Here is a 21789-nt window from a genome sequence, read left to right as displayed (position 1 = left end):
AATCCGACCCGGGCGCTATGTGCCCGACGAGGGAACCGCGCATGAAACAGTATCTCGAGCTCGTCCGCTCGATTCTCGACACCGGCACCTGGCAGGAAAACCGCACCGGTATCCGCACGATCAGCCAGCCGGGCGCCATGCTGCGCTTCGACCTGCAGGACGGCTTCCCGGCGGTGACGACGAAGAAACTGGCGTTCAAGTCGGCGGTGGGCGAGCTGATCGGATTTTTGCGCGCCTCGCGCAGCGCTGCCGATTTCCGCGCGCTGGGCTGCAAGGTCTGGGACGCCAACGCGAACGAGAACGCCCAGTGGCTCGCCAATCCGTACCGCGAAGGCACGGACGACCTGGGCGACGTGTACGGCGTGCAATGGCGGCGCTGGCCAGCCTACAAGGTGCTCGACGCCCAAGCCGCCGCGCAGCTCGCCGACGCGCAATCGCGAGGTTACGCGCGCGTCGCAGAATTTACCGAGGATGGGCGAGCCAAGGTGCTGCTCTACAAGGCGGTCGACCAGCTGCGTCAGTGCCTCGACACGATCATGAACAACCCGACCGACCGTCGAATTTTGTTTCATGGCTGGAATCCGGCGGTGCTCGAAGAGATCGCGCTGCCGGCTTGCCACTTGCTGTATCAGTTCGTGCCGAACCCGACGAAGCGCGAAATCTCGTTGTGCCTGTATATCCGCAGCAACGACGTGGGCCTCGGCACGCCGTTCAACCTGACCGAAGGCGCGGTGCTGCTGCACCTCGTGGGCCGGCTGACGGGTTATACGCCGCGCTGGTTCACGTACTTCATCGGCGACGCGCACATTTACGAGAATCAACTCGATATGCTCAACGAGCAGTTGCGCCGGGAGCCGTATGCAAGCCCGCGTCTGGCCATTTCCGAGCGCGTGCCCGAGTACGCGAAGACGGGCGTCTATGAGCCGGAGTGGCTCGAAAAGGTCGAGCCGTCCGACTTCTCGCTCGTGGACTACCGCCATCATGAACCGCTCACTGCGCCGATGGCGGTGTGAGGCGCTTGCATTCACGGTAGGGGCGGGATGACAGCGCCATGAAAAAAGCCCGCGAACGGCGACGTTCGCGGGCTTTTTCGTTGCTGGCACGGCGATCAGCCGTGGTGGCGATCGTCGTGATTGTTGCCGCTTGCGCGCTCCTGCGGGTGAGGCGCGGGTTGCGGTTGCGGACGCGGTTGAGGCTGCGGCTGCGGGCGGGCTTCAGCGTGCTGCTGCTGCGGCTGGGGCTGCGGATGGAACTCCTGGCGCGGTTGGGGCTGCGGCTGCGGACGGGCTTCGGCGCGCGGCTGCGGCTGGGGCTGCGGATGGAACTCCTGGCGCGGCTGGGGCTGCGGTTGCGGACGAGCCTCCGCGTGCTGCTGCGGCTGGGGCTGCGGATGGAACTCCTGACGCGGCTGGGGCTGCGGCTGCGGACGAACCTCAGCGCGCTGTTGCGGCTGCGGCTGAGCTTGCGTCTGCGGATGGAACTCGGGGCGCGCCCCGGGCTGCGGCGCTTGCCGTGCCTCGGCTTGCGGCGCGCGTTGCGCCGCGGCGGGCTCGGGCATGCGTTGCTGCGGTTGCGCCTGCGGCTGGCCACGTGCCGCGTCACGTTGCTGTTGCATCGCGACGACGGGCGGTCTGCCTGCCTCGTTGCCGCCCGGCTGGCCACGCGTGGCCATCGGCGCGTGCGGCTGCGTCCATGCTGGCTGATGCGCTTCGCCGCGCGGCGCTGCGTTCATGGCGCCCGGACCCGGCTGGCCCGCTGCGGGCGCGCCGCCTTCCGGACGGCCGGCAAACTGCGGCGGGCGCGGCACACCGTGTTCTTGCGCGGCGGCGGGCGCCATGCCCGGCTGGCCATGCTCGGCGCCACGCTGCATGGCGTTAGCGGGCACGGCGCCCGCTTGAGGTGCGCCGCCAGGCATGCCTGGACGGCCAGCCTGGGCCTGCGGGGCAGCCGGCCTGCCGGCCGCGCCGAGCACCGGCGAATGCGGCGGCACGACGCGCACGTTCTGCGCGGGCCACGCGCCATGCGAAGCCGACGCGAACGGCGAGGAGGGCGCATGCGCCGGCGCCGAGACGCGCACCACAGGCGCACCCGCGCCCGGCACCGCGCCCCCGGTGTGGGCGAAGCGCTGCGCGAGGTTATCGTGGAACGCAGGCGGCGCGACCGGCGCGCGCGTGGCTACGACCTGGCGCTGGTTGAGCGCTGCGGGCGGCCGGTAGTTGGCGCGGCGCATGTTGGGTCCGAAACTGCCCTGCACTGGCGCGATGCCGGGCGTACCCGGGTTGATCCGCGCATTACGCCATTGCTGCGGATCGACATGCTGCGCGAAGCGCGAGACCGGCTGACCGTGGACGAAAGCCGTGGCCGGCACGGCGGTCACAGCGCCCGGCGCGCGATAGTTCACATAGGTGTTGTGAACGTTGATATTCGTGATGTTGACGTCGCGCCGGTAGTTGTTGACGACGACGGTCTGGTTCACACGCTGGTAGTAGTTCGGGCTCCAGCCGCCCCAGTGCGGATGCCACGGCTCGCCCGGCCCGAGCGCGAACCAAGCGACGCCCGCGGCCGCGACGCCGCCCACGGCGAGGTTGACGCCCCAGTCCGTGCCGCCGTCACCGCCGCCTACGAACGCGACCAGCGCTGGCGCATAGACGGGCGGTGCGCTCTCGACGACCGGGCCGGGCACCCAGGCCCACGAATCGTCGACGTACGCCCAGCGGCCGTAGTGGTATGGCGCGAAGCCCCAAGGCGCGTCGTCGACCCACGTCCAGCCCCACGGCGCCTGCCACACCCAGTGGCCGTCGTGATACGGCGCCCAGCCGGCGGGCACCGAGTTCGGCGTCCAGACTTCGCCGTACTGCGGATCGCTGCGCCACGTGCCGTTGTTGTCGAGGTCCTGGTAGCCCGGGACGTCTCGCGAGACATAGCGCGCCGAAACCGAGCGGTCTTCGGCGGCGTCGCGTGCGAGGGCCCACTGGTCGAAGGTGTCCGGCGGCGGCGCCTGGTCGCTTGCCACCTGCTGCAGGTCGGTGCCGGCAAAGCGGATCTGCTGACCGGCCGTCATCGGCATCTGACCGTTTTCGCCGTACACGGTCACGCTGCCGTTGCGCACGGTGACGGTCGTGCTGCTGCCGTCGGGCGCCACATCCACGCGGTAGTCGCCGGGGCTCGTCACGCCGAGCGCGAGGTTCGGCGTGTCGATTTCATACGAGGTGCCGGGAGGCATTTCGCGCACACGCGTCGAGAGCGTGCCTTGCGGCACTTTGAGCTGCGCCGTTTGATCGTCGAGGTTGAGCACGTCGAGGCTCGTCTGCGCGCCGAGGCGCACCGCCGTCGAGCCGATGTGCAGCTCCGAGCGCCCGTTGGCGTCGTTCCAGAGCTGGTCGCCGGTCGTGAGCGGGCGGTTGAGCTGCGCGTACGACCAGTCGCTCGCGCCGGCCGGCTCGGTGGTCACGGCGCCGGCCATGTAGTCGAGGCGCGCCACGCGGCTGGGCGGATCACCGCCCGTAGCAGTGGGGCTGGCCGCCGCATCGGGGGGCGCCACCTGCGCGAAAACCGCGCTCGTGCCGGCGAGGTTCAGCGCCGCGAGCGCGGCGAGTGCGAACAGCGTGCGGCGGGACGTGCGGCGAAACTGGGTGATCGTAGGTGTGCGCGTTCTCATCTTTGTTCTCCTGTCCATGGGATCGGGCGCTTTGGTGCTGTTGCGCCGATTGCCATCCCATGCAGGGCACTGTATCCGGCAGGCTTGTTTCCATGCTCGCGGATTTGTTAAGGCTTATGCAGCAGATGTAACAGAACGTGTGGCCGCGGGAGAAACGCGACCTTTTGCGCGCGAAATCCGCGATTTTGTTGGGTATTTGTCAGTTAATACGGCCCGCTCGCGAAGTGTGTTATGCACCGACGAGCGCATCGAATTCGTGCTGTCCTTTAGGCGTGATGCGCAGCACGCGCGGGCGGCTCGTGCGCTCGATCCAGCCGCTGTGCGTCCACGAATCGAGCAGCGCCGCGCCGAGTGCGCCGCCCAGGTGCGGCCTGCGCTCGCTCCAGTCGAGACAGGTACAGGCAAAGCGCCGCCGCCGTGCGCGCAGCGCGGCAACGTCCACGCCCCACGCCGCGAGACGCGCCGTGCCCTCCGGCGTGGCTTCGAGCGTGTCGCCGTCGCGCACCAGCAGGCCGCCGTCCACGAGGCGCTCGAACACTTGCACGGCGACTTCGCCGGCCATGTGGTCATAGCAGGTGCGCGCATGGCGCATCTCCAGGGGCACCGTGCGCGCGGGGCGGGGTGTCGGGCGCTGCGACGTGACGGCATTGGACACATGCGCGACGTTCATGAGCGCCTCGATCGCTGCCGCGATCTCGGGGGTAGCGATCCGGTAGTACCGGTGGCGGCCGCGCACGTCGAGCGCGAGCAGGCCGCCATCGGTCAGGCGCGCGAGGTGGCCGCTCGCCGCCGAAGGCGAGAGGCCCGCGATCATCGTGAGTTCGCCCGCGGGCCGCGCGCTGCCGTCCATGAGCGCCCATAGCATGGCGGCGCGGCCGGGATCGGCGAGCAGCGCGGCAACGCGTGCGAGACCCGGAAAGTGGCTCGATTCGTCGGTGGCGGGCAGGGTCATGGCGGCTCCTTCATGGTTGGCGATGGCGGCGGATTTCACCCACACCGTCACTTTAGCGAAATGGCGCATTCGACGTTTCACTCTGCGATGAAGTGTCGATTGCAGCCGCTCGATGAGTGCCGAGTCGCGCGCGGTGGTACGTACTGCGGCGCGCGGGAGCGCCGCGCTAGAATCGTTTATTCACGCTATCGGCTTGCCCTTTATGAAACGCTTCCTGGCTCTTTTCGCCGCCGCCGCGCTCGCCGCCTTGTGCGCCGCCTGTGCAGGCGGTTCCACGCCGCCGTCGAACAGCACGAGCGGCATCACGATGTACGGCACGATCGACGAAGGCGTCACGTTCCATAAGTGAGCGGCCACGCGTGATCCTGTCGTCACCGTCGACTGGCAGGATTTGACGTTACTTTGACCTGACTGCCAATCGCGCGCGTGCGATGATGAGGGCACTTCGTCAGCATCGAGTTCGCCGTCATGCCGTCTGAACCGACTTTCCCTGCCGCTGCACGCCACGTCGTATTTGCCGTCGCGCCCGAGCTTGTGCTGCTCGACGCCTGCGGACCCATCGAAGCATTCTGGCGCGCCGAGCTGGCGATGCGCACGGCCGGCGGCGCGAGCGGTAGTGCAAACGGCGCGCAGCCTTGCGCCTACCGCACGACGCTCGCCTCGGTCGCTGGCGGCGTGCTGCCGACCTTTGCGGGCATGCCCATCGTCACCGAGCGGCTCGACACGCTCGACCCCGCCACGATCGACACGCTGATCGTGCCCGGCGTCCCCATCGACGACACCACCGTGCTGCAACCCGAACTCGTCGCCTGGATCGCGGCGGCCGCGCCGCATGCACGCCGCGTCGCGTCGGTCTGCACGGGGGCGTTCTATCTCGCCGCGGCGGGGCTGCTCGACGGCCGCCGCGCCGCCACGCACTGGCGCAACGCGTCCCAGCTCGCGCGGCGCTTTCCCCGCGTGGAGGTCGATCCCGAGCCGATCTTTATCCGCGACGAGCGCGACGGCCGCGTGGTCTGGACCTCGGCGGGCGTGACGGCCGGCATCGATCTCGCGCTCGCGCTGATCGAGGAGGACTGCGGCCATGCGGTCGCGATGCAGGCGGCGCGCCGCCTCGTCGTGTTCATGAAGCGGCCCGGCGGCCAGGCGCAATTCAGCGAAGCGCTCGCGGCGCAAGCTACCGCCGGCGCGGAGTTCGACGCGCTGCACGGCTGGATGGCCGCCAACCTGCATGGCGAGCTGAGCGTCGAGCGTCTGGCCGAGGAGGCGCGCATGAGCCCGCGTACCTTTGCGCGCCGCTATGTCGACGCGGTGGGGCGCACGCCGGCGCGCACGGTTGCGGCGATGCGCGTGGAGGCCGCTGCGCACGCGCTCGCGCAGTCGCGCCGGCCGCTCAAGCGCATTGCGGCCGATTGCGGTTTCGGCACCGAGCAGAATCTGCGGCGCGCGTTCGAGCGATGCTATGGCGTGCTGCCGCTCGATTACCGGGCGCGATTCGCGGCGAGTTGAATCAATCGCGAATGGGGTTTCGCAAGCGGCTGCGACTGTCTGTCTTATTGCACTCGTATAATCGACGCCTCCATTCCCCACACTACGATACGGGCCGCCGTATGCGGTAATCGCCATGAGCCAAGCCGAGATGAAGACGCCTACCCAGCCGCTGGACCGTTCGGAAACGACGTTCCGGTTCCTCGCCGAGCCGACTTCGGTGAACTTCGGCGGCAAAGTGCACGGCGGTGCGCTGATGAAATGGATCGACGAGACTGCATATGCGTGTGCCGCGGTCTGGTCCGGCCGCTATTGCGTGACGGTGAGCGTGGGCAACATCCGCTTTCGCCGGCCAATTCTCGTCGGCAACATGGTCGAGCTGCGCGCGCGCGTGGTCGCCACGGGCCGCACGTCCATGCACATCCACATCACCGTGCATGCGGGCGACCCGAAGAGTGGCCAGCTGCGCCTCACCACCGACTGCCTGATCGTGTTCGTGGCCGTCGACGAAAACGGCAACCCGATTCCCGTGCCGACGTACGTGCCGGAAACGGACGAGCAAAAGCGCCTCGCGAAATACGCGCTCGACGTGAAGGAAGCGCTCGACGCGATCGTCGAACTCAAGCCCGAGGAGGTGGCGAAAGGGCAGGTTTGATCCGCATGCGCGCCGTTGCGGCTGCATGAAAAAAACGGGCGGCAAAGGTGTGAACCTCGCCGCCCGTTGTGCATTTCAGCCCTTCAAACAGGGCTTATTTCTTCGCCTCGCCCACCATCTCGCCGGGCTTCACCCACTCGTCGAACTGCTGCTCGGTCACGTGGCCGAGTGCTAGCGCGGCGGCCTTGAGCGTGGTGCCTTCCTTGTGCGCCTTCTTCGCGATCTGCGCGGCCTTGTCGTAGCCGATGTGCGGATTGAGCGCCGTCACGAGCATGAGCGACTCGTTGAGCAGCGTGTCGATGCGCGAGCGGTTCGGCTCGATCCCCACGGCGCAGTGGTCGTTGAAACTGAGCGCGCCGTCGGCGAGCATGCGGATGGACTGCAGCACGTTGTGCGCGATCATCGGGCGGAACACGTTCAGCTCGAAGTTGCCGCTCGCGCCGCCCATGTTCACGGCCACGTCGTTGCCGAACACCTGACAACAGAGCATCGTTACTGCTTCGGACTGCGTAGGGTTCACTTTGCCCGGCATGATCGAGCTGCCCGGCTCGTTCTCGGGAATCGACAATTCGCCCAGACCGCAGCGCGGACCGCTTGCGAGCCAGCGAATGTCGTTGGCGATTTTCATGAGGCTCGCGGCCACGGTCTTGAGCGCCCCGTGCGCGAACACGAGCGCGTCGGCGGCGGCCATCACTTCGAACTTGTTGGGTGCGGTGACAAAGGGCACGCCCGTGAGCTTGGCGATGCTTTCCGCAACCTTGTGCGCGAACTGCGGATGCGCGTTCAGGCCGGTGCCCACGGCCGTGCCGCCTTGCGCGAGTTCGTACAGATGCGGCAATGAAGATTCGACGTGCTTGATGCCGTGATCGAGCTGCGCGACATAGCCCGAGAACTCCTGGCCGAGCGTGAGCGGCGTGGCGTCCTGCAGGTGCGTGCGGCCGATCTTCACGATGTCGGCAAAAGCCTTGGCCTTGGTGTCGAGCGTATCGCGCAGCGTCTTGAGCGCCGGCAGCAAATGCTTGACGATGCCGTAGGCGGCCGCCACGTGCATCGCGGTCGGGAACACGTCGTTGGAGGACTGGCCGCGGTTCACGTCGTCGTTCGGATGCACCTTGCGCGCCTCGCCGCGCTCGCCGCCCAGAATCTCGCTCGCGCGGTTCGCAATCACCTCGTTGAGGTTCATGTTGGTCTGCGTGCCGGAGCCCGTTTGCCACACGGCGAGTGGGAACTCGCCGGGGTGCTTGCCCGCGATGATCTCGTCGGCGGCCTGCATGATCGCTTTCGCTTTGTTCTCGTCGAGCACGCCTAGCGAGAGATTCACTTCGGCGGCGGCGCGCTTGATCGTCGCGAGCGCGGTGATCAGTTCCGGCGACTGCTTTTCGGTCGAGATGCGAAAGTTTTGCAGGGATCGCTGCGTTTGTGCGCCCCAAAGCTGCTGGGCGGGCACGGCGATCTCGCCGAACGTGTCGCGCTCCATGCGGACGTTTTCGTTGCTTGCGGTCATTTGATACTCCGGTGATTGAGGCGGCGCATCCTCGCTCGCGCGAGGGCGCCGCTTTCGTGACGGGTTCGGATCCGCGTGGTGGCTGGGCGGCGGCGCGCTGTGCTGGCGCGGCCGCTGCGAAGGCGCGACGCTCATGGCGATGAAGGCGGCTTCGCGGCTGGCTCGACGGCGGACGTTACAACGTAAATCAAGCGATCTTGCGCGGGCGACAGCCAGGTCGTGCTCACAGTCGCTTCACGACCGGTTCACAGCTGGCTATCGACCGGCAACAGCAAGAATAGCCCGGTTAGGACATTTCTGTAGAAACCCGCACCAGGGTCGAGGTTGTAGGTGCGGATCATGCCGTTTTCCTCGTCGGTCCAGACGAGCGGCGAGTTGACCGTCGTGCCCTGGAGCTGCGCCAGTTGCGCGGGCGTTGCGAGCGTCACGTGGTAGCTCACCTGCGGCGAGATTGCACGCTTGAACAGGTCGGCCACTTCGTGCGCGATCGGTGGGCTCTCCACGGTTAGCGCAAGCTCGGTGTTCAGACGCGCGGAGCGCGGATCGAGATTGAGCGAGCCGATCACGAGCGTGCTGTCGTCGATCACGTAGGCCTTGGCGTGCAGGCTCGCGCGCGAGCGCGAACCGACTACGCCGAAGCGCCGCTGGTCGGCGTGCTCGGGCTGCAGCGGCTTGAACTCGTAAAGCTCGGCGCCGGCCTCGAGCAGCGGCACGCGGTAAGGGCTGTAGCCGGCCTGCACCGCAACGGCGTCGGTGGCGGCGAGCGAATTGGTGAGGATCGCCACGCGCACGCCGTGCGCAGTGAGCGTGCGGATGGTCTGTACGCCCGTGTCGTGCGGCACGAAGTACGGCGAGAACACCAGCACGCTGCTATGCGCCTGATGGATGCGGTCGAGCAGCGAGCGCATGGCGTCGCCCAGCTCGCCTTTCTCGCTGCCCGCGATCTTGCCGGGCGAGTCGGCCACGAACGCCCATTTCGCCCAGACGAGCGCGAGCGTATTGCCCGTGATTTGCTGCGCGAGCGGCGTGGCGTTGAGCGGTTTGGCGTTGTAAGGCTCGGCGCTTTCGCGCCAGTGCTTGCGCAGGTCGTCGCGCGCGGTGTCGAGATCGTGCGCGTCGAACTTCTGATGATTGAGCACGCTCAAGGGGTACGAGATCGAGCTGTTCCAGTACTCGTCGAAGCTTGCCGAGACGCTTTGCGCGACCGGCCCGGCGGTGAGCACGTCGAGGTCGCGGAAGTCGAGCGTCGGGCTGGCGTTGAAGTACTCGTCGCCGAGATTGCGCCCGCCGACGATCGCCATCTCGTTGTCGACGATCGTCGCCTTGTTGTGCATGCGCCGTGTGAACTGGTCGACGTTCGAGAAGAAGTTGCGCGTGCGCAGGTACATCGACTCGCTCGTGCTGCCGTACGGGTTGAACACGCGGATCTGGATGTTCGGATGGCTGTTGAGCGCGGCCATCAGCTGGTCGATGTCGTGAAAATTCAGATCGTCCACCAGCATGCGCACGCGCACGCCGCGATCGGCCGCATAGAGCGCCGAGCCTAGCAGCAGCTTGCCGGTGGTGTCCTCGTTGGCGATGTAGTACTGCATGTCGAGCGTTTTCGTCGCCGCGCGCGCGAGCGCGACGCGCATTTGTAGCGAGTCCGGCCCGGTGGCGAGCAGGCGAAAGCCCGATTCGCCCGGGTGCGCGGCTTCGGGCGCGGCGAGCGCGGCGCCAAGCGGCGTGGCGCTGGCCTGCGTGGCCGGCAGCGCCGCGCTCGTCTGGCGCGGGTAGTCGGTGGCGGGCGGCCGCGTTGCGCAGCCGGCGACCAGCGCGAGGCAAACGAGCGTAAAGAGGGCATACAGCGCAACCCTGGGCGCGCACGGCGAGGCGCCCGGCTTCGTCATGCGCCGCGTCACGGCTTCGGTTGGGGCGGGATGCGCGGGCAAGCGGATTCTCCATGGCGGCACGCCGCATGATGGTTCGTTTTCATTGCACGACTTCACGAAAATTCTACGGGAAGCGGCCTACCGGTCCAGTGGCGGCGAGCAAGTTCCTTGAGCAATTTTTGGGCCGCATGCAACTGACGTTTCAGCGCGGCCGGAAACGTCCGAGGGGCTTGCGGCGCGACACTGCGCGCATCTCGAACGAACGGAGCGCGCAATGAGAGCAGAAACCCGCGTGGTGATGCACGCAGACTTCAAGGACGCGTTGGCGCTGTGGGTGCCGTGTGACGCTTGCCGCACGATTCGCGTGGCGCAGGGCGGCGTGGTGATGGCGCTCGAGGGCCGCGTCTGGATGACGGTCGAAGGCGATACCGAGGACTACTGGCTCGAACCGGGCGAAGCACTGCCGCTTGCGCCTGGTGAGCGGGCACGCATCAGTGGATGGCGGGAGGGTGTGCGCTTTGAAGTGCGCTGCGAGAGCGAGCTTCTGGCACAGCCGCGCGAATGGCGCTTCGCGAGGCTGCGAGCATGGCTGCAGGTGAGGCTAACTCGGCGTGCGCCCCGCAGGCTGGCAGGGGCGCGAGACCGCGTACCGCAGGAGCGTGTGGCGTAAGCGCCGGAACGCTGGCCCGGCGCTTGACCACGGCATCGATCAACCGCGCTCGGGCGACGCGTTCGCGGCGCTTTGCGTATTGCGCGTGCTGCCGCGCGCCGGCTTGCCGGCCCAGTAACCCGCGAGCACGGAGCCCGAGAGGTTGTGCCACACCGAGAACAGCGCGCCCGGCAGGGCCGCGAGCGGCGAGAAGTAGAGCTTGCCGAGCGTCGCGGCGAGCCCCGAGTTCTGCATGCCCACTTCGATGGCGAGCGTACGGCACACCGACTCGTCGAAGCCGAGCAGGCGCCCGCCCCAGTAGCCGCCAAGCAGCCCGATGCCGTTGTGCAGCACCACGCCGAGCGCGACGAGCGGGCCGACCGTGGCGATGCTCGCATGCGTGCCGCCCACCACGGCGGCGATGATCGCGAGGATCGACACCATGGAGACGAGCGGCAGCACGGGCTCGACGCGGCGCACGAGGCCGCCCGCGAGCCTGTTGACGACGAGGCCGATGGCGATCGGCAGGCCGACGATCTGCAGGATGCTCATGAGCATGCCGCGCACGTCGACGACGATCGACGCATCGACGTAAAGGCGCGTGAGCAGCGGCGTCGCGAACACGCCCACCAGGGTGGAAAGCGCGCTGATCGTCACCGAAAGCGCGACGTCGCCGCGCGCGAGATAGATCATCACGTTGGACGCCGTGCCGCTCGCGACGCTGCCGACGAGCACCATGCCTGCCGTGAGATCGGGCGGCATGTGCAGCACCTTGGCGATCGCCCACGCGGCGAGCGGCATGACGAGGTAATGCAGGAAGATGCCTGCCGCGACCGGCGCGGGCCGCGTGAAGACGCGCTGGAAGTCGGCGAACGAGAGCGTGACGCCCATCGCCAGCATGATGATCATCAGGAGCGTCGTGACGTGCGGCGCGATCGGCGCGACGAGGCCCGGATCGAAGTAAGCCAGCAATGAAACGAGGACGGCCCAGAGCGGGAAGAGTCGGGTAATCGGGGCAAGCATGAAAGGGTGGTCCGTGAAGGGGTTCGTTTTATGTCGTGGCGCGAGACGCTTCAGCGGGCACGCGCACTGGGCGTGTGCGCTTGCGTGGCGCGCTGTTGCGTCGCGTCTTTGTTTCGCGCTTTGCGTCGGATCGTGGCGGGGTGTCGATGCGTGCGACCTGCGCTCCGCGCGCGGCAAGCGTAGCCGGGGTGGCCGGCGGCGCTCGCGGGGCGCGGCTGTCTCCAAACTGTTCGTGCCCTCGTGGGACGGACGCCGCGTGCGGCGCCAGGCGCGTATTTTACCCGGTCGCGCCGGTACGGCCTGGCCGGTTAAGTGGACGCTTCAACCAACGCGGCTTGTGGCGGCAGCGTGGGCCTGTGCGCGCCGGCTCATACGGTGAAAGCGCCACGTCATGAGCACGGCGACGGTGGTGAGCCCGGCGGCGAGCCCCCACCAGAGCCCGAGCGCGCCGAGCCCGAAGTGGAACGCGAGCACGTAGCCGAGCGGAAAGCCGATGCCCCAGTAGCCGAGCGTGGCCGCGAGCATCGGCACGCGCGTGTCTTTCAGGCCGCGCAGGCAGCCCGAACCGACGGTCTGCGCGCCGTCGACGATCTGGAAAATCGCCGCGACGCCGAGCAGCGTGGCCGCGAGCGAGACCGTGTGCGCGTTGGCCGGGTCGTCGAGGTGCAGGTAGAGCCCGACGATCCAGTGCGGCGCGAGCACCATCACGAGCGCCGACAGCGACATGAAGCCAACGCCGAGCCCGAGCGCGACGAAGCCCGCATGGCGCGCCGCGCGCGGCACCCCCGCGCCCGACCAGTAACCCACGCGCACGTTGGCCGCCTGACCGATCGCGAGCGGCACCATGAAGGTAACGGAGGCCACGTTCAAGGCGATCTGGTGCGCCGCGAGCGGCGTTTCGCCGAGCAGGCCCGCGAGCAGGCCGGTGGCGAGAAAGAGCGTCGCCTCGACCGCGTAGGTGATCGCAACCGGCCAGCCAATGGTGAAGAGTTCGCCCATCAGCGGCGCCGTCGGCCGGCGCGCAACGACGAAATGCTGGTGCGAAGGCCGCAGGTGCAGCAGCGCCATCAGCACGAACGCGGTGAGCCACACGGTGATCGTGGTGGCCACCGCCGAGCCGAGAAAGCCCAGGCGCGGCAGGCTCCACACGCCGTGGATCAGCCCGTAGTTGAGAAAGCCGTTGATGAACACGCACGCGATCGACACCCACAGCAGGCGCCGCGCCGCGCCGATGGCGGGCAGGAACGAGCGCATGAGCCCCACGCCGATCAGGCTGGCGGGCGCGCCCCAGCGCAGCACGGCCGTGTACTCGCCGATGTGATGCGCGAGCAGCGTGGGCTCGCCGAGCGCGCGCAGGATCGGCTCGGCGAAGGAGAGCAGCGCGAATGCAGGCACAGAGAGCAGCAGGGAGAGCGCGAAGCCGGTCCAGTAGATGTGCGGCACGTGGCTTTCGTTGTCGGCGCCGCGCGCCTGCGCGACGCTCACGCTGACCGAGGTCAGCACGCCTTGCAGCACGGTCACCACCACGAAGAACATGTTCGCGCCCAAGCCGCCCGCGGCGAGGGCGTCGGCGCCGAGCGAGCCCAGCAGGACCGTGTCGGTCACGCTCATCGCCATCTGCGAGAGCTGGGCGATCGCAAGCGGGCCGGCGAGGCGGGCGGTGTCGGCGGCGTGGCCGCGCAGCGTGGGCGGCGCCGAAACGGCGCGGCGGGAAAGCGTGGTTCGAGTCATGAAAAACAAGCGGCGCGATATAAGCGCGCCGCGCGGCAGGGTTCGTCTGTCGAAACTGAAAGCTTATTGCGAGACAGCGACCTTGTCGATCCAGATGCTCAAATCTGGTGCATAGCTGGCGCCTGCGGGCAAGTTTCGGGGCGGTTCACTCGTGCGCCTTGACGGCAATGCGCGTGTCGCCCAGCAGCACGGCCTGGCCCGCGCGGATCTTGCACGTCTTGCGCAGCTCGACTTCGCCGTCCACCTTCACCGCGCCCGAGGCGACGATCTGTTTGGCCGAGCCGCCGCTGTCGGCGAGTCCGGTGATCTTCAGGAGGTTGTGCAGTTCGACGTAGTCGCCGGTCAGCGTGAAATCGAGGTTGGGCATGGCGGATTGGAATTTCAAAGGCGTGCGGCAAGCGCGCGAAGGGTGAGCATCATAAGCGATGGCGGCTTTGCCGCGGCGTCTGTCACATCTCGGGGCCAGATGTTATGAATTCGTCAGAAAATGAAACGTTGAGTAACGTCGCGGGACCCCACGGCGATCTTCATACCAAAATGGTTTCACCCGGATCGACAGCGCCGCTCAAGTTTCCCTTGAACGGCTCCGTCGAGCGGGGGCGCGGCTCTGGCGGGCTTGCCCGCTGCAAAAGCGCCTTCGGAACCACTGCAAGGAGGATACGCCATGACCCAGATTCGCAAGCTGCTCACCGCTACCGCCGTTTTTGCCACCGTGACGACTGCCGCCGTATTCGCGCAAGGTGCGTATGCACAAAACGCGGCACAAAACGCGACCCAGGGCGCGACCCAGGCCGGCGAAGCCCCAACGATGGCGCCGGGTGCCGCGCCTGGTCAAATACCGGGCCAGATGACTGGTCACGTCCCGAGCCAGGCGCCGGCGGCCGCCGGCATCGCGCAACCCGCGCCTGCCCCGCAAGCGCTGACTGCCCCGCAATCCGCTGACCCGCTGGTGCAAAAGCGCAACGCCAACGCCGCCGCGAACGCGGAATACCGCAGCGCGAAGAAGTCGGCGAACGCCGAGTACAGCGACGCGAAGAAGCAGGCGAAGTCGCAGTACAAGGCTCAGGTGAAGGACGCGAAGATCAACCACAAGGCCGACCGTCAGGCCAACGATTCGGAAATGAAGGATCAGATGAACGGCATGTCGGCCCAGCAGCAGGGCGGCCAGTCGGAATAACGCGCTATCGCGCGGCTGATGCAGGCGGCGCCCGTGTCCTGGGCGCTGACCTTGTTAGCACACTGAGAGCGGCGGCGACCGGCAACGGACGCCGCCGTTTCGCTTTGTGATGCTCGAAGCGCGCCGCGGCGTTGTCGTTAAATCCCGCCAGATCGCCATGGAATCAGGCGCTTGCGGATGCGGGGTGTATGGATATACAGTATGCGTCGCCTCTTTCCGATTCGCCACGTTCATCGTCCCAGCGCCCGCCGTGTCCACAGTTTCCGTTGCCGATTCTTCCGTCTCCGACGCCAGCCAGGTGCGTGCCGACGCGGCCAATGCCGTTTCTTCGTGGCTCGCGAAACTCAACGACGCGCAGCGTGAGGCCGTCGAGCACGGCGGCGAAGCGGGCTACGTGCCGGGCTCGGCGCTGCCGGGCCCGCTGCTCGTGATCGCAGGGGCTGGGTCGGGCAAGACCAATACGCTCGCTCACCGCGTCGCGCATCTGATCGCGGGTGGCGCCGACCCGCACCGCATCCTGCTGCTCACGTTCTCGCGGCGCGCCGCGCAGGAAATGACGCGGCGTGTGGCGCGCATCGCCGCCAGCGCGCCAGGCGCGGCGGCAGTGCTCGCGCAAGGCCTCAGTTGGGCAGGCACCTTTCACGGCGTAGGCGCACGGCTGTTGCGCGAGTACGCGGAGCACATCGGCCTTTCGCCGGCGTTCACGATCAACGACCGCGAAGATTCCGCCGATCTGATGAACCTCGTGCGCCACGAGCTGGGATTCTCGGCGAAGGAAAAGCGCTTCCCCTCGAAGTCGACGTGCCTTGCGATCTACTCGCGCGCGGTCAACACGGGCGACTCGCTCGCCAGCGTGCTCAACCGGTCGTTCTCGTGGTGCCTCGAATGGGAGCCGCAACTGCGAGCGCTGTTCGCGTCCTACGTGGACGCCAAGCAAAAGCAGAACGTCCTCGACTACGACGACCTGCTGCTCTACTGGGCGCACATGGCCGCGGAGCCGGCGATTGCCGCCGATCTTGCGGGCCGCTTCGATCACATCCTCGTCGACGAATACCAGGACACCAACCGCCTGCAGGCCTCGATCCTGCTCGCGCTCAAGCCCGACGGCCGCGGCCTGACCGTGGTCGGCGACGACGCCCAGGCGATTTATTCGTTTCGCGGCGCGACGGTGCGCAACATTCTCGACTTTCCGGCGCAGTTCGATCCGCCCGCGCGCCAGGTGACGCTCGAGCGCAACTACCGTTCGACGGCGCCGATCCTCGCCGCTTCGAACGCCGTGATCGACGCCGCCGCCGAGCGCTTCACCAAGAACCTGTGGACCGATCGCCCCTCGCAGCAGCGCCCGCGTCTCGTCACGGTGGCCGACGAGGCGACCCAGGCGCGCTACGTCGTCGAACAGATTCTCGAGGCGCGTGAAGCGGGCATGAGGCTCAAGCAGCAGGCTGTGCTGTTTCGCGCGGCGCACCACAGCGCCACGCTCGAAATCGAACTGGCGCGGCGCAATATCCCGTTCGTGAAGTTCGGCGGCCTGCGTTTTCTCGACGCCGCGCACGTGAAGGACGTGCTGGCGGTGCTGCGCTGGGCCGAGAATCCGCTCGATCGCGTGGCGGGCTTTCGCGTGACGCAACTGCTGCCGGGCGTGGGGCCCGCCAACGCCGCGCGTCTGCTCGACCAGGTGGCCGCGTGCACGGGCGCGTATCGCGCCGCCGAGGCGCTCGCGGCTTTCGCGCCGCCGCCGCGCGCGGCCGAAGACTGGCCGGCGTTCGCGTCGCTCATCGACAGTCTCTCCATGCGCGCCACACCGTGGCCCGCCGAATTCGAGCGCGTGCGGCGCTGGTACGAGCCGCATCTCGAGCGCAATCACGAGGACGCCCAGGTGCGTCTGGCCGATTTGCTGCAAATGGAGAGCATTGCGAGCACTTACGCGTCGCGCGAGCGCTTTCTCACCGAACTCACGCTCGATCCGCCGGACGCCACGAGCGCCGAATCCGCCGATCCGCTGCTCGACGAGGACTATCTGATCCTCTCGACGATCCATTCGGCGAAAGGGCAGGAGTGGCGCAACGTGTTCGTGCTCAATGGCGTGGACGGCTGCATTCCGTCCGATCTCGGCGCGGGCAGCGACGAGGAGCTGGAGGAGGAGCGGCGGCTGCTCTATGTGGCGATGACGCGCGCGAAAGAGGATCTGCACATCGTCGTGCCGCAGCGCTTTTACGTGCACAACCAGGTGGCGTCGGGCGACCGGCACGTATGGGCCTCGCGCACGCGCTTTATCGCCGCGCCGATGCTGCCGCTATTCGAATCGCGCGCATGGCCGCCCGCGCCCGTGGCGAGCGCGCCGAGCGCGGTGGGACTCGCCGCCGCCGCGCAGGCGAAGGTCGAAATCGCCGCGAGGCTCAGGAAGATGTGGGACTAAGGGGCGCGCCTGGCGGGGCGTACTCAGCGAGGCGCGTCTAGCGCCCCTGTTCGCGCGCGGTGCCACGCTGCGGCGGCATGAAGAAGTTGCGCAGCCACGCGGCGAGGCGCGTGAAGACGTCGTCGGGCTCTTCGACGAAAATCTCGGGCTTGAGCAGGCGCAGATATTCCATGATCTGTTGCGCTTCCTGCTTCTGGAACACGCCATGCGTGACGCCGAGCCTCAAGAGCCCGCGCAGTTCACCCAGGCGCTCGCGCGCCAGGCTGCCGCTAGCCTGCTCGCAGCCAATCTTCGCTTCGTACACCCGCTGACGCAGCGACTCGGTGAGCCGCCACGCGGGCGTCTGCATCGTCTCTTCGAGCGTCTGGATGTCCTGCACGCCTGACTTGATCTGCGCTGCCAGTGGATCGATCAGCGCTTCTTCGCCCTGGGCTTCGCTCACGATGGCGGCCGCCCAGTCGCGGCACTGCTTCGAGAGTTCGTCCGGTGTCCACTCGGGCCGCGACGCAAAGCCGAAACCGAATTCGCCCGCCTGTCGCATCAGGATCGAGACGACCTCGGGGAACTCCTTGTCGAGCGTGCGCTTGGCCCATGCGTACTGGCCGCCTTGCAGGAGACGCTGGACAGCGTGCTCCGTGAGCGGCGTCATGTTGTCGAGCAGCTTCGCACGCAGGTAGTCCTCGAATTCCGGCGTGGCGAACTGCGGGTCGAGTTTGAGCGAGACGCGCAGGAACGCGTCGAAATCCTTGCGCAGCGACGCAAGCGTTTCATCCTTCAGGTTAAGGGTGATATGCCCCATTGTGGTTGCCCCGGTGTAATCCTTATCGCTTCTCGCGTGCTCTCGCCGTTCGAGCAGTGGCCTGCCAGAGCAGGCCTTGACGGGTTTAACGGCGCGCCGGGGTGAAACTTGAGCGTAAGGGGCGAGGGGGCGCTCTAGCGCAGGACGACGCCTTGCCAGAGGAAGAACACGCCGAGCCCGACCGCGATGGTGAGGAGCGGCCGCTTCGTGAGCGCGCTGACGACGATGGCCGCGAGCGCGCCGACGAGTTGCGGGTTGCGCCAGGTCAGCTCGGCGCCCTGGCCGTGCGGCGAGACCGCCATCGGCACGATGATGGCCGTGAGTACGGTGACGGGCACGAAGCCGAGCGCGGTGCGCACGAGCGGCGGGAACACCAGCCGGTCGCCGAGCACGAACACCGCCGTGCGAATGACGAGGGTGATGAGGGCCATGCCGAGAATCAGGACGATGTAGTTCATTGCCCGGCTCCTGCGGTGCGTTGGACGTTGGTGGGCTTGTGGGCGGAGTCGCTTGCGGCGCGGACGCCGCGCGAGGAACCCGGGCGCGAGAGGACGACGCCCACGACCACGCCTGCGAGCACGGCGCCGAGCAGCCCGAGCTTGTACGGCCAGCCCTGCCAGAAAAAGGCGAGCGCGCCCGCGGTCGCGGCAGCGGCGAAGTAGCGCACGGCAACTAGCTGCGGCACGACGATGGCGATGAAGGTCGCGACCATCGCGAAGTCGAGGCCGAGCGACTGCAGGCCCGGGAACGCCGCGCCGAACAGCAGGCCGGCCGCGGTCCAGAGCTGCCAGTTCAGGTACATCGAGACGCCCGAACCGAGGAAATGCCACGGCGAGACGTCGTCGCCGGGCGGATGGCGGCGGAAATGCGCCCACGCGACGGCGAAGACCTCGTCGGTGAGCAGGCCGCCGAGCACGAGACGCCAGCGCAGCGGCAGATGCGAGACATAGGGCGCGAGCGTTGCGCTGTAGAGCACGTGCCGCAGGTTCACGATGAACGTGGTGGCGAGAATGACGGCGAAGCTCGCGTGCGAGGCGATCAGCCCGAGCGCGATGAACTGCGCAGAGCCGGCGAACACGGCGAGCGACATGAACTGGCCGTGCCAGAGCGAAAGCGGGCCCGAGGTGACGAGCGTGCCGAAGATCACGCCGAACGGCGCGGCGCCGATCATCATGGGGATCGTGTCGCGCGCGCCGGCGATGAATTCGGTGAAGCGGTTGGGATGCGTGGTCAAACTGTCCTCCTGATACAAGGGGACAGCATAACGGCCGCCCGTGCGGGTGGCTTGTACGTTCTTGCGGCGCGAGGCGGCCCCGGCGCGCTCAGGACGACTGCCAGCGCCCCGGCGGCACGCCGAACATACGCCGGAAGTGCCGTGTGAAATGGCTCTGGTCGGTGAAGCCGCTTGCCGCGGCGACGTCGGCCACCGAGGCGCCTTCGCGCAACGGGCCGAGCGCGCGTTGCAGGCGCAACTGCGTGCGCCAGGCGTGCGGCGGCAGCCCGGTTGCTTGCGTGAAGAGCCGCGTGGCGTGAAACGGCGAGAGGCCGACTGCGTGGGCGAGATCGGCTACGCGCAACGGCATGGCGAGATCGGCGGCGAGGAGCGCCTTCATCGTTTCCACACGCGGATCGTTCGGGCCGTGTCTGAGCGCCGCCTCGCGCGTGCGGCCGTAGCGCGTGAGCAGCGTCGAGAGCGCGTCGAGCAGTGCACCTTCTACGGCGAGCAGATCGGAGCGCTGCGCATCGGAATCTGCGGAAAGCGCCGCCAAGCCGGCGCTCGTGCTGGATTGCGCAACGGCTGCGGCGCGCCGCCAGTCGGCGTCGGCTTCGAGCAGACGGTGTGCGCGCGAGAGCCGATGCGCGAGATCGAGATCGTGGATCACCTCCGTGTCGAACCACGGCAGCGGCTGCGCGCGCCCCGCGATTTCGCCGGCGAGATCGTGCAGGAAGTCGATCGGCACGTACATCACCCGATAGCTCCAGCCTTCTTCGGCGGCGCGCGAGCCCGTGTGCAGCTCGCCGGGATTGATGACCGGCACGCTGCCCGTTTCGGCGACGTGCTGCGCGCCGCGATAGCGATAGCATTCGGCGCCGCCCTCGATCACGGGGATCGTGTACGCCTCGTGCCAGTGGGGCGCGAACGTATGTTCGTTGTATTCGGCCGTGACGAGATCCGCGCCGGGCAGAAGCGGCGTGCGCCAATAGCGGGCGGAATCTCGAAAACGGGAATCGGTCATGGTGAGGGATCCGGCTCAGATCCCCAGTTTAGCGCAGAGGAATCGTCGTGCCCGCCGGCACCGGTACGGCCGTGACGCTGTTCTTGGCGCTGCCGCTCACCACCCGGTCGCTGTAGGTCAGATAGACGAGCGCGTTGCGCTTCGCGTCGACCACGCGCACGACGTGCAACGTCTTGAACAGGAACGACATGCGCTCGTTGAAGACGTCGTCTTGCTGCTTGAGCGGGCCTGTGAACGAGATCGGCCCGACCTGACGGCACGCGATCGACGCCTCGGTCGGATCTTCCGCAATGCCGAGCGTGCCCTTCACGCCGCCCGTGCGTGCACGGGAGACATAGCAGGTGACGCCTTGCACCTGCGGATCGTCGTAGGCTTCGACGACGACTTTGTCGGAACCGGTCACGCGGAAGTTGGTGTTCACGCTGCCGATCTGTTCGGCGTGGGCAGCGGCCGAGGCGACGAGGCTCGCGCCGGCGAGGAGGGCGGTGAGGCGGGCGGATTTCATGCGGATTCCCGAAGATGACGAATCGACATTATCGGGGAGGGTGGGGAGTGTCAGGGTGAGACTGCGAAGGCATTCGGCTGCACTGACGATGCAGCCTTGCTGTATGCGCAACTCGCGCAGCAAAAGAAAAAGGGGTTGCGTGCAAACACGCAACCCCTCGATATTTTGGCTCCCCGACCTGGGCTCGAACCAGGGACCTACGGATTAACAGTCCGGCGCTCTACCGACTGAGCTATCGGGGAACAGCAATACAGCTACAACTCTTTACGTCATAAAAAAGCCCGTTGTGATTAACGGGCTTTTGCGAATCTTGGCTCCCCGACCTGGGCTCGAACCAGGGACCTACGGATTAACAGTCCGGCGCTCTACCGACTGAGCTATCGGGGATCAACAAAAGCAGAGAACGAGATTCTATGGGGTATGGCTAGACCTGTCAATACCCCGTCGCTATCTCTTTAAGGGCAATCCGCGATCAGCGTGCGATTAACGTGCAATCAGCGTGCGAGAAGCGCGAGCTTGTCCTTCACGTCCTTGAATTCGTCGGCTTCCGGCAGCGGTGCCTTGGTCTTGGTGATGCTCGGCCAGTTCTTGGCGAGGTCAGCGTTCAGCTCGATGAACGATTGCTGGTCGCCAGGCACGTCTTCCTCGGCGTAGATGGCGTTCACCGGGCATTCCGCAACGCACACGGCGCAGTCGATGCACTCGTCCGGGTCGATCGCGAGGAAGTTGGGACCTTCGCGAAAGCAGTCCACCGGGCACACATCGACGCAGTCGGTATAGCGGCACTTGATGCAGCTTTCGGTCACAACGTGAGTCATTCAGGCAGCTCCTGCAAGCTTTTTGTATCGGGGGATGGCGGTTCGCCAAAGGCGCTATTGTAACTGATGAGGAATTACCCCAACCACAGGCCCGCAACCGTCCTTATATCGTTTCGTGATTAGTTTATATGATGGGGTGATCCGCACCGTTTTACCCCCTGCGAGCAAGGGGACGTGCCGGCGGGCACGTGGGGCGCGCAGGCATTCGGGTAACATGGGCGCACCGCTGGCGCTCGCCGCCCGGAGCCGCTGCGAGGCATCTGCCGCGCAGCGAGTCCGGTTCCCGCTTCGCGGGCGCTATCCGATTGC

At 67.2% G+C, this 21789-nt stretch carries 20 protein-coding genes and 2 tRNA genes; 6 read left to right on the top strand and 16 right to left on the bottom strand.

All coding sequences use genetic code 11. The features are described from left to right. Positions 1–41 precede the first annotated feature (41 nt). The gene (locus U5A58_RS19830) at positions 42–1013 is read left to right on the top strand and encodes a thymidylate synthase (RefSeq protein WP_321912593.1); all 972 of its coding nucleotides are present in this window, start codon (positions 42–44) and stop codon (positions 1011–1013) included. A 95-nt stretch (positions 1014–1108) separates the two neighbouring features. Here U5A58_RS19830 and U5A58_RS19825 read toward each other — a convergent pair whose 3' ends face one another. The 3 genes from U5A58_RS19825 to U5A58_RS19815 all read right to left on the bottom strand — a co-directional run bounded on the left by U5A58_RS19825 (position 1109) and on the right by U5A58_RS19815 (position 4967). Then, entirely contained in the window at positions 1109–3658 is a 2550-nt protein-coding gene (locus U5A58_RS19825; RefSeq protein ID WP_321962689.1) for a DUF6600 domain-containing protein, read from the bottom strand. Positions 3659–3887: 229 nt separating this feature from the next. Continuing rightward, positions 3888–4604 carry a helix-turn-helix transcriptional regulator gene (locus U5A58_RS19820; protein WP_321962721.1) on the bottom strand — a complete coding sequence of 239 codons (717 nt, stop codon included), beginning with the start codon at positions 4602–4604 and terminating at the stop codon, positions 3888–3890. A gap of 186 nt (positions 4605–4790) precedes the next feature. Beyond that, positions 4791–4967, bottom strand: a complete 177-nt coding sequence (locus U5A58_RS19815; RefSeq protein ID WP_321912591.1) for a hypothetical protein — start codon at positions 4965–4967, stop codon at positions 4791–4793. Between the two features lie 111 nt (positions 4968–5078). Here U5A58_RS19815 and U5A58_RS19810 point away from each other — a divergent pair, with 111 nt between their 5' ends. Next, positions 5079–6116: a GlxA family transcriptional regulator gene (locus U5A58_RS19810; RefSeq protein WP_321962688.1), complete on the top strand. Its 1038-nt coding sequence runs from the start codon at positions 5079–5081 to the stop codon at positions 6114–6116. 130 nt (positions 6117–6246) lie between these two features. Next, on the top strand, positions 6247–6750 hold the full coding sequence (locus U5A58_RS19805; protein ID WP_069262939.1) for an acyl-CoA thioesterase: 504 nt from the start codon (positions 6247–6249) through the stop codon (positions 6748–6750). A 94-nt stretch (positions 6751–6844) separates the two neighbouring features. On the opposite strand, the gene fumC is transcribed toward U5A58_RS19805, so the two are convergent. Then, a complete protein-coding gene (fumC, locus tag U5A58_RS19800) occupies positions 6845–8254 on the bottom strand; it encodes a class II fumarate hydratase (protein ID WP_321912588.1) in 1410 nt (469 codons plus the stop codon). 245 nt (positions 8255–8499) lie between these two features. Further along, positions 8500–10155: a phospholipase D family protein gene (locus tag U5A58_RS19795; RefSeq protein ID WP_415774262.1), complete on the bottom strand. Its 1656-nt coding sequence runs from the start codon at positions 10153–10155 to the stop codon at positions 8500–8502. Between the two features lie 244 nt (positions 10156–10399). Between U5A58_RS19795 and U5A58_RS19790 the strand changes: the two genes are divergently transcribed. After that, complete coding sequence (locus tag U5A58_RS19790) at positions 10400–10795, top strand: DUF2917 domain-containing protein (protein WP_321962687.1); 396 nt, start codon at positions 10400–10402, stop codon at positions 10793–10795. Positions 10796–10834: 39 nt separating this feature from the next. On the opposite strand, the gene panS is transcribed toward U5A58_RS19790, so the two are convergent. The 3 genes from panS to U5A58_RS19775 form a co-directional block, all read right to left on the bottom strand. Continuing rightward, positions 10835–11797, bottom strand: a complete 963-nt coding sequence (gene panS, locus U5A58_RS19785; RefSeq protein ID WP_321962686.1) for a ketopantoate/pantoate/pantothenate transporter PanS — start codon at positions 11795–11797, stop codon at positions 10835–10837. 321 nt (positions 11798–12118) lie between these two features. Next, positions 12119–13528 (bottom strand): MATE family efflux transporter, encoded by a 1410-nt coding sequence (locus tag U5A58_RS19780; RefSeq protein WP_321962685.1) that lies wholly within the window; start codon positions 13526–13528, stop codon positions 12119–12121. 145 nt (positions 13529–13673) lie between these two features. Then, positions 13674–13895, bottom strand: coding sequence for an RNA-binding S4 domain-containing protein (locus tag U5A58_RS19775; protein WP_321912578.1), 222 nt, complete (start codon positions 13893–13895; stop codon positions 13674–13676). A 297-nt stretch (positions 13896–14192) separates the two neighbouring features. Here U5A58_RS19775 and U5A58_RS19770 point away from each other — a divergent pair, with 297 nt between their 5' ends. Next, on the top strand, positions 14193–14705 hold the full coding sequence (locus U5A58_RS19770; RefSeq protein WP_321962684.1) for a hypothetical protein: 513 nt from the start codon (positions 14193–14195) through the stop codon (positions 14703–14705). A 157-nt stretch (positions 14706–14862) separates the two neighbouring features. Beyond that, positions 14863–17121, top strand: a complete 2259-nt coding sequence (locus U5A58_RS19765; protein ID WP_415774258.1) for an ATP-dependent helicase — start codon at positions 14863–14865, stop codon at positions 17119–17121. 37 nt (positions 17122–17158) lie between these two features. On the opposite strand, the gene U5A58_RS19760 is transcribed toward U5A58_RS19765, so the two are convergent. The 8 genes from U5A58_RS19760 to fdxA form a co-directional block, all read right to left on the bottom strand. Then, the gene (locus tag U5A58_RS19760; protein WP_321912572.1) at positions 17159–17920 is read right to left on the bottom strand and encodes a DUF4088 family protein; all 762 of its coding nucleotides are present in this window, start codon (positions 17918–17920) and stop codon (positions 17159–17161) included. Between the two features lie 134 nt (positions 17921–18054). Continuing rightward, positions 18055–18378 carry an AzlD domain-containing protein gene (locus tag U5A58_RS19755; RefSeq protein WP_321962682.1) on the bottom strand — a complete coding sequence of 108 codons (324 nt, stop codon included), beginning with the start codon at positions 18376–18378 and terminating at the stop codon, positions 18055–18057. Further along, positions 18375–19094 (bottom strand): AzlC family ABC transporter permease, encoded by a 720-nt coding sequence (locus U5A58_RS19750; RefSeq protein ID WP_321962719.1) that lies wholly within the window; start codon positions 19092–19094, stop codon positions 18375–18377. The genes U5A58_RS19755 and U5A58_RS19750 overlap by 4 nt, the downstream gene beginning before the upstream one ends. A 148-nt stretch (positions 19095–19242) precedes the next feature. Next, positions 19243–20157, bottom strand: a complete 915-nt coding sequence (locus tag U5A58_RS19745; protein ID WP_321962681.1) for an AraC family transcriptional regulator — start codon at positions 20155–20157, stop codon at positions 19243–19245. 28 nt (positions 20158–20185) lie between these two features. Next, positions 20186–20662 (bottom strand): CreA family protein, encoded by a 477-nt coding sequence (locus U5A58_RS19740; RefSeq protein ID WP_321962680.1) that lies wholly within the window; start codon positions 20660–20662, stop codon positions 20186–20188. A 166-nt stretch (positions 20663–20828) separates the two neighbouring features. Continuing rightward, positions 20829–20904, bottom strand: a tRNA-Asn gene (locus U5A58_RS19735). A 69-nt stretch (positions 20905–20973) separates the two neighbouring features. Next, positions 20974–21049, bottom strand: a tRNA-Asn gene (locus tag U5A58_RS19730). Between the two features lie 107 nt (positions 21050–21156). Further along, the gene (fdxA, locus tag U5A58_RS19725; protein WP_321912568.1) at positions 21157–21480 is read right to left on the bottom strand and encodes a ferredoxin FdxA; all 324 of its coding nucleotides are present in this window, start codon (positions 21478–21480) and stop codon (positions 21157–21159) included. Positions 21481–21789 lie beyond the last annotated feature (309 nt).

The sequence above is a fragment of the Paraburkholderia sp. J7 genome, assembly GCF_905220155.1.
In the GTDB taxonomy this organism is placed as follows: domain Bacteria; phylum Pseudomonadota; class Gammaproteobacteria; order Burkholderiales; family Burkholderiaceae; genus Paraburkholderia.
This window is presented reverse-complemented; position numbering and strand designations above follow the sequence as displayed.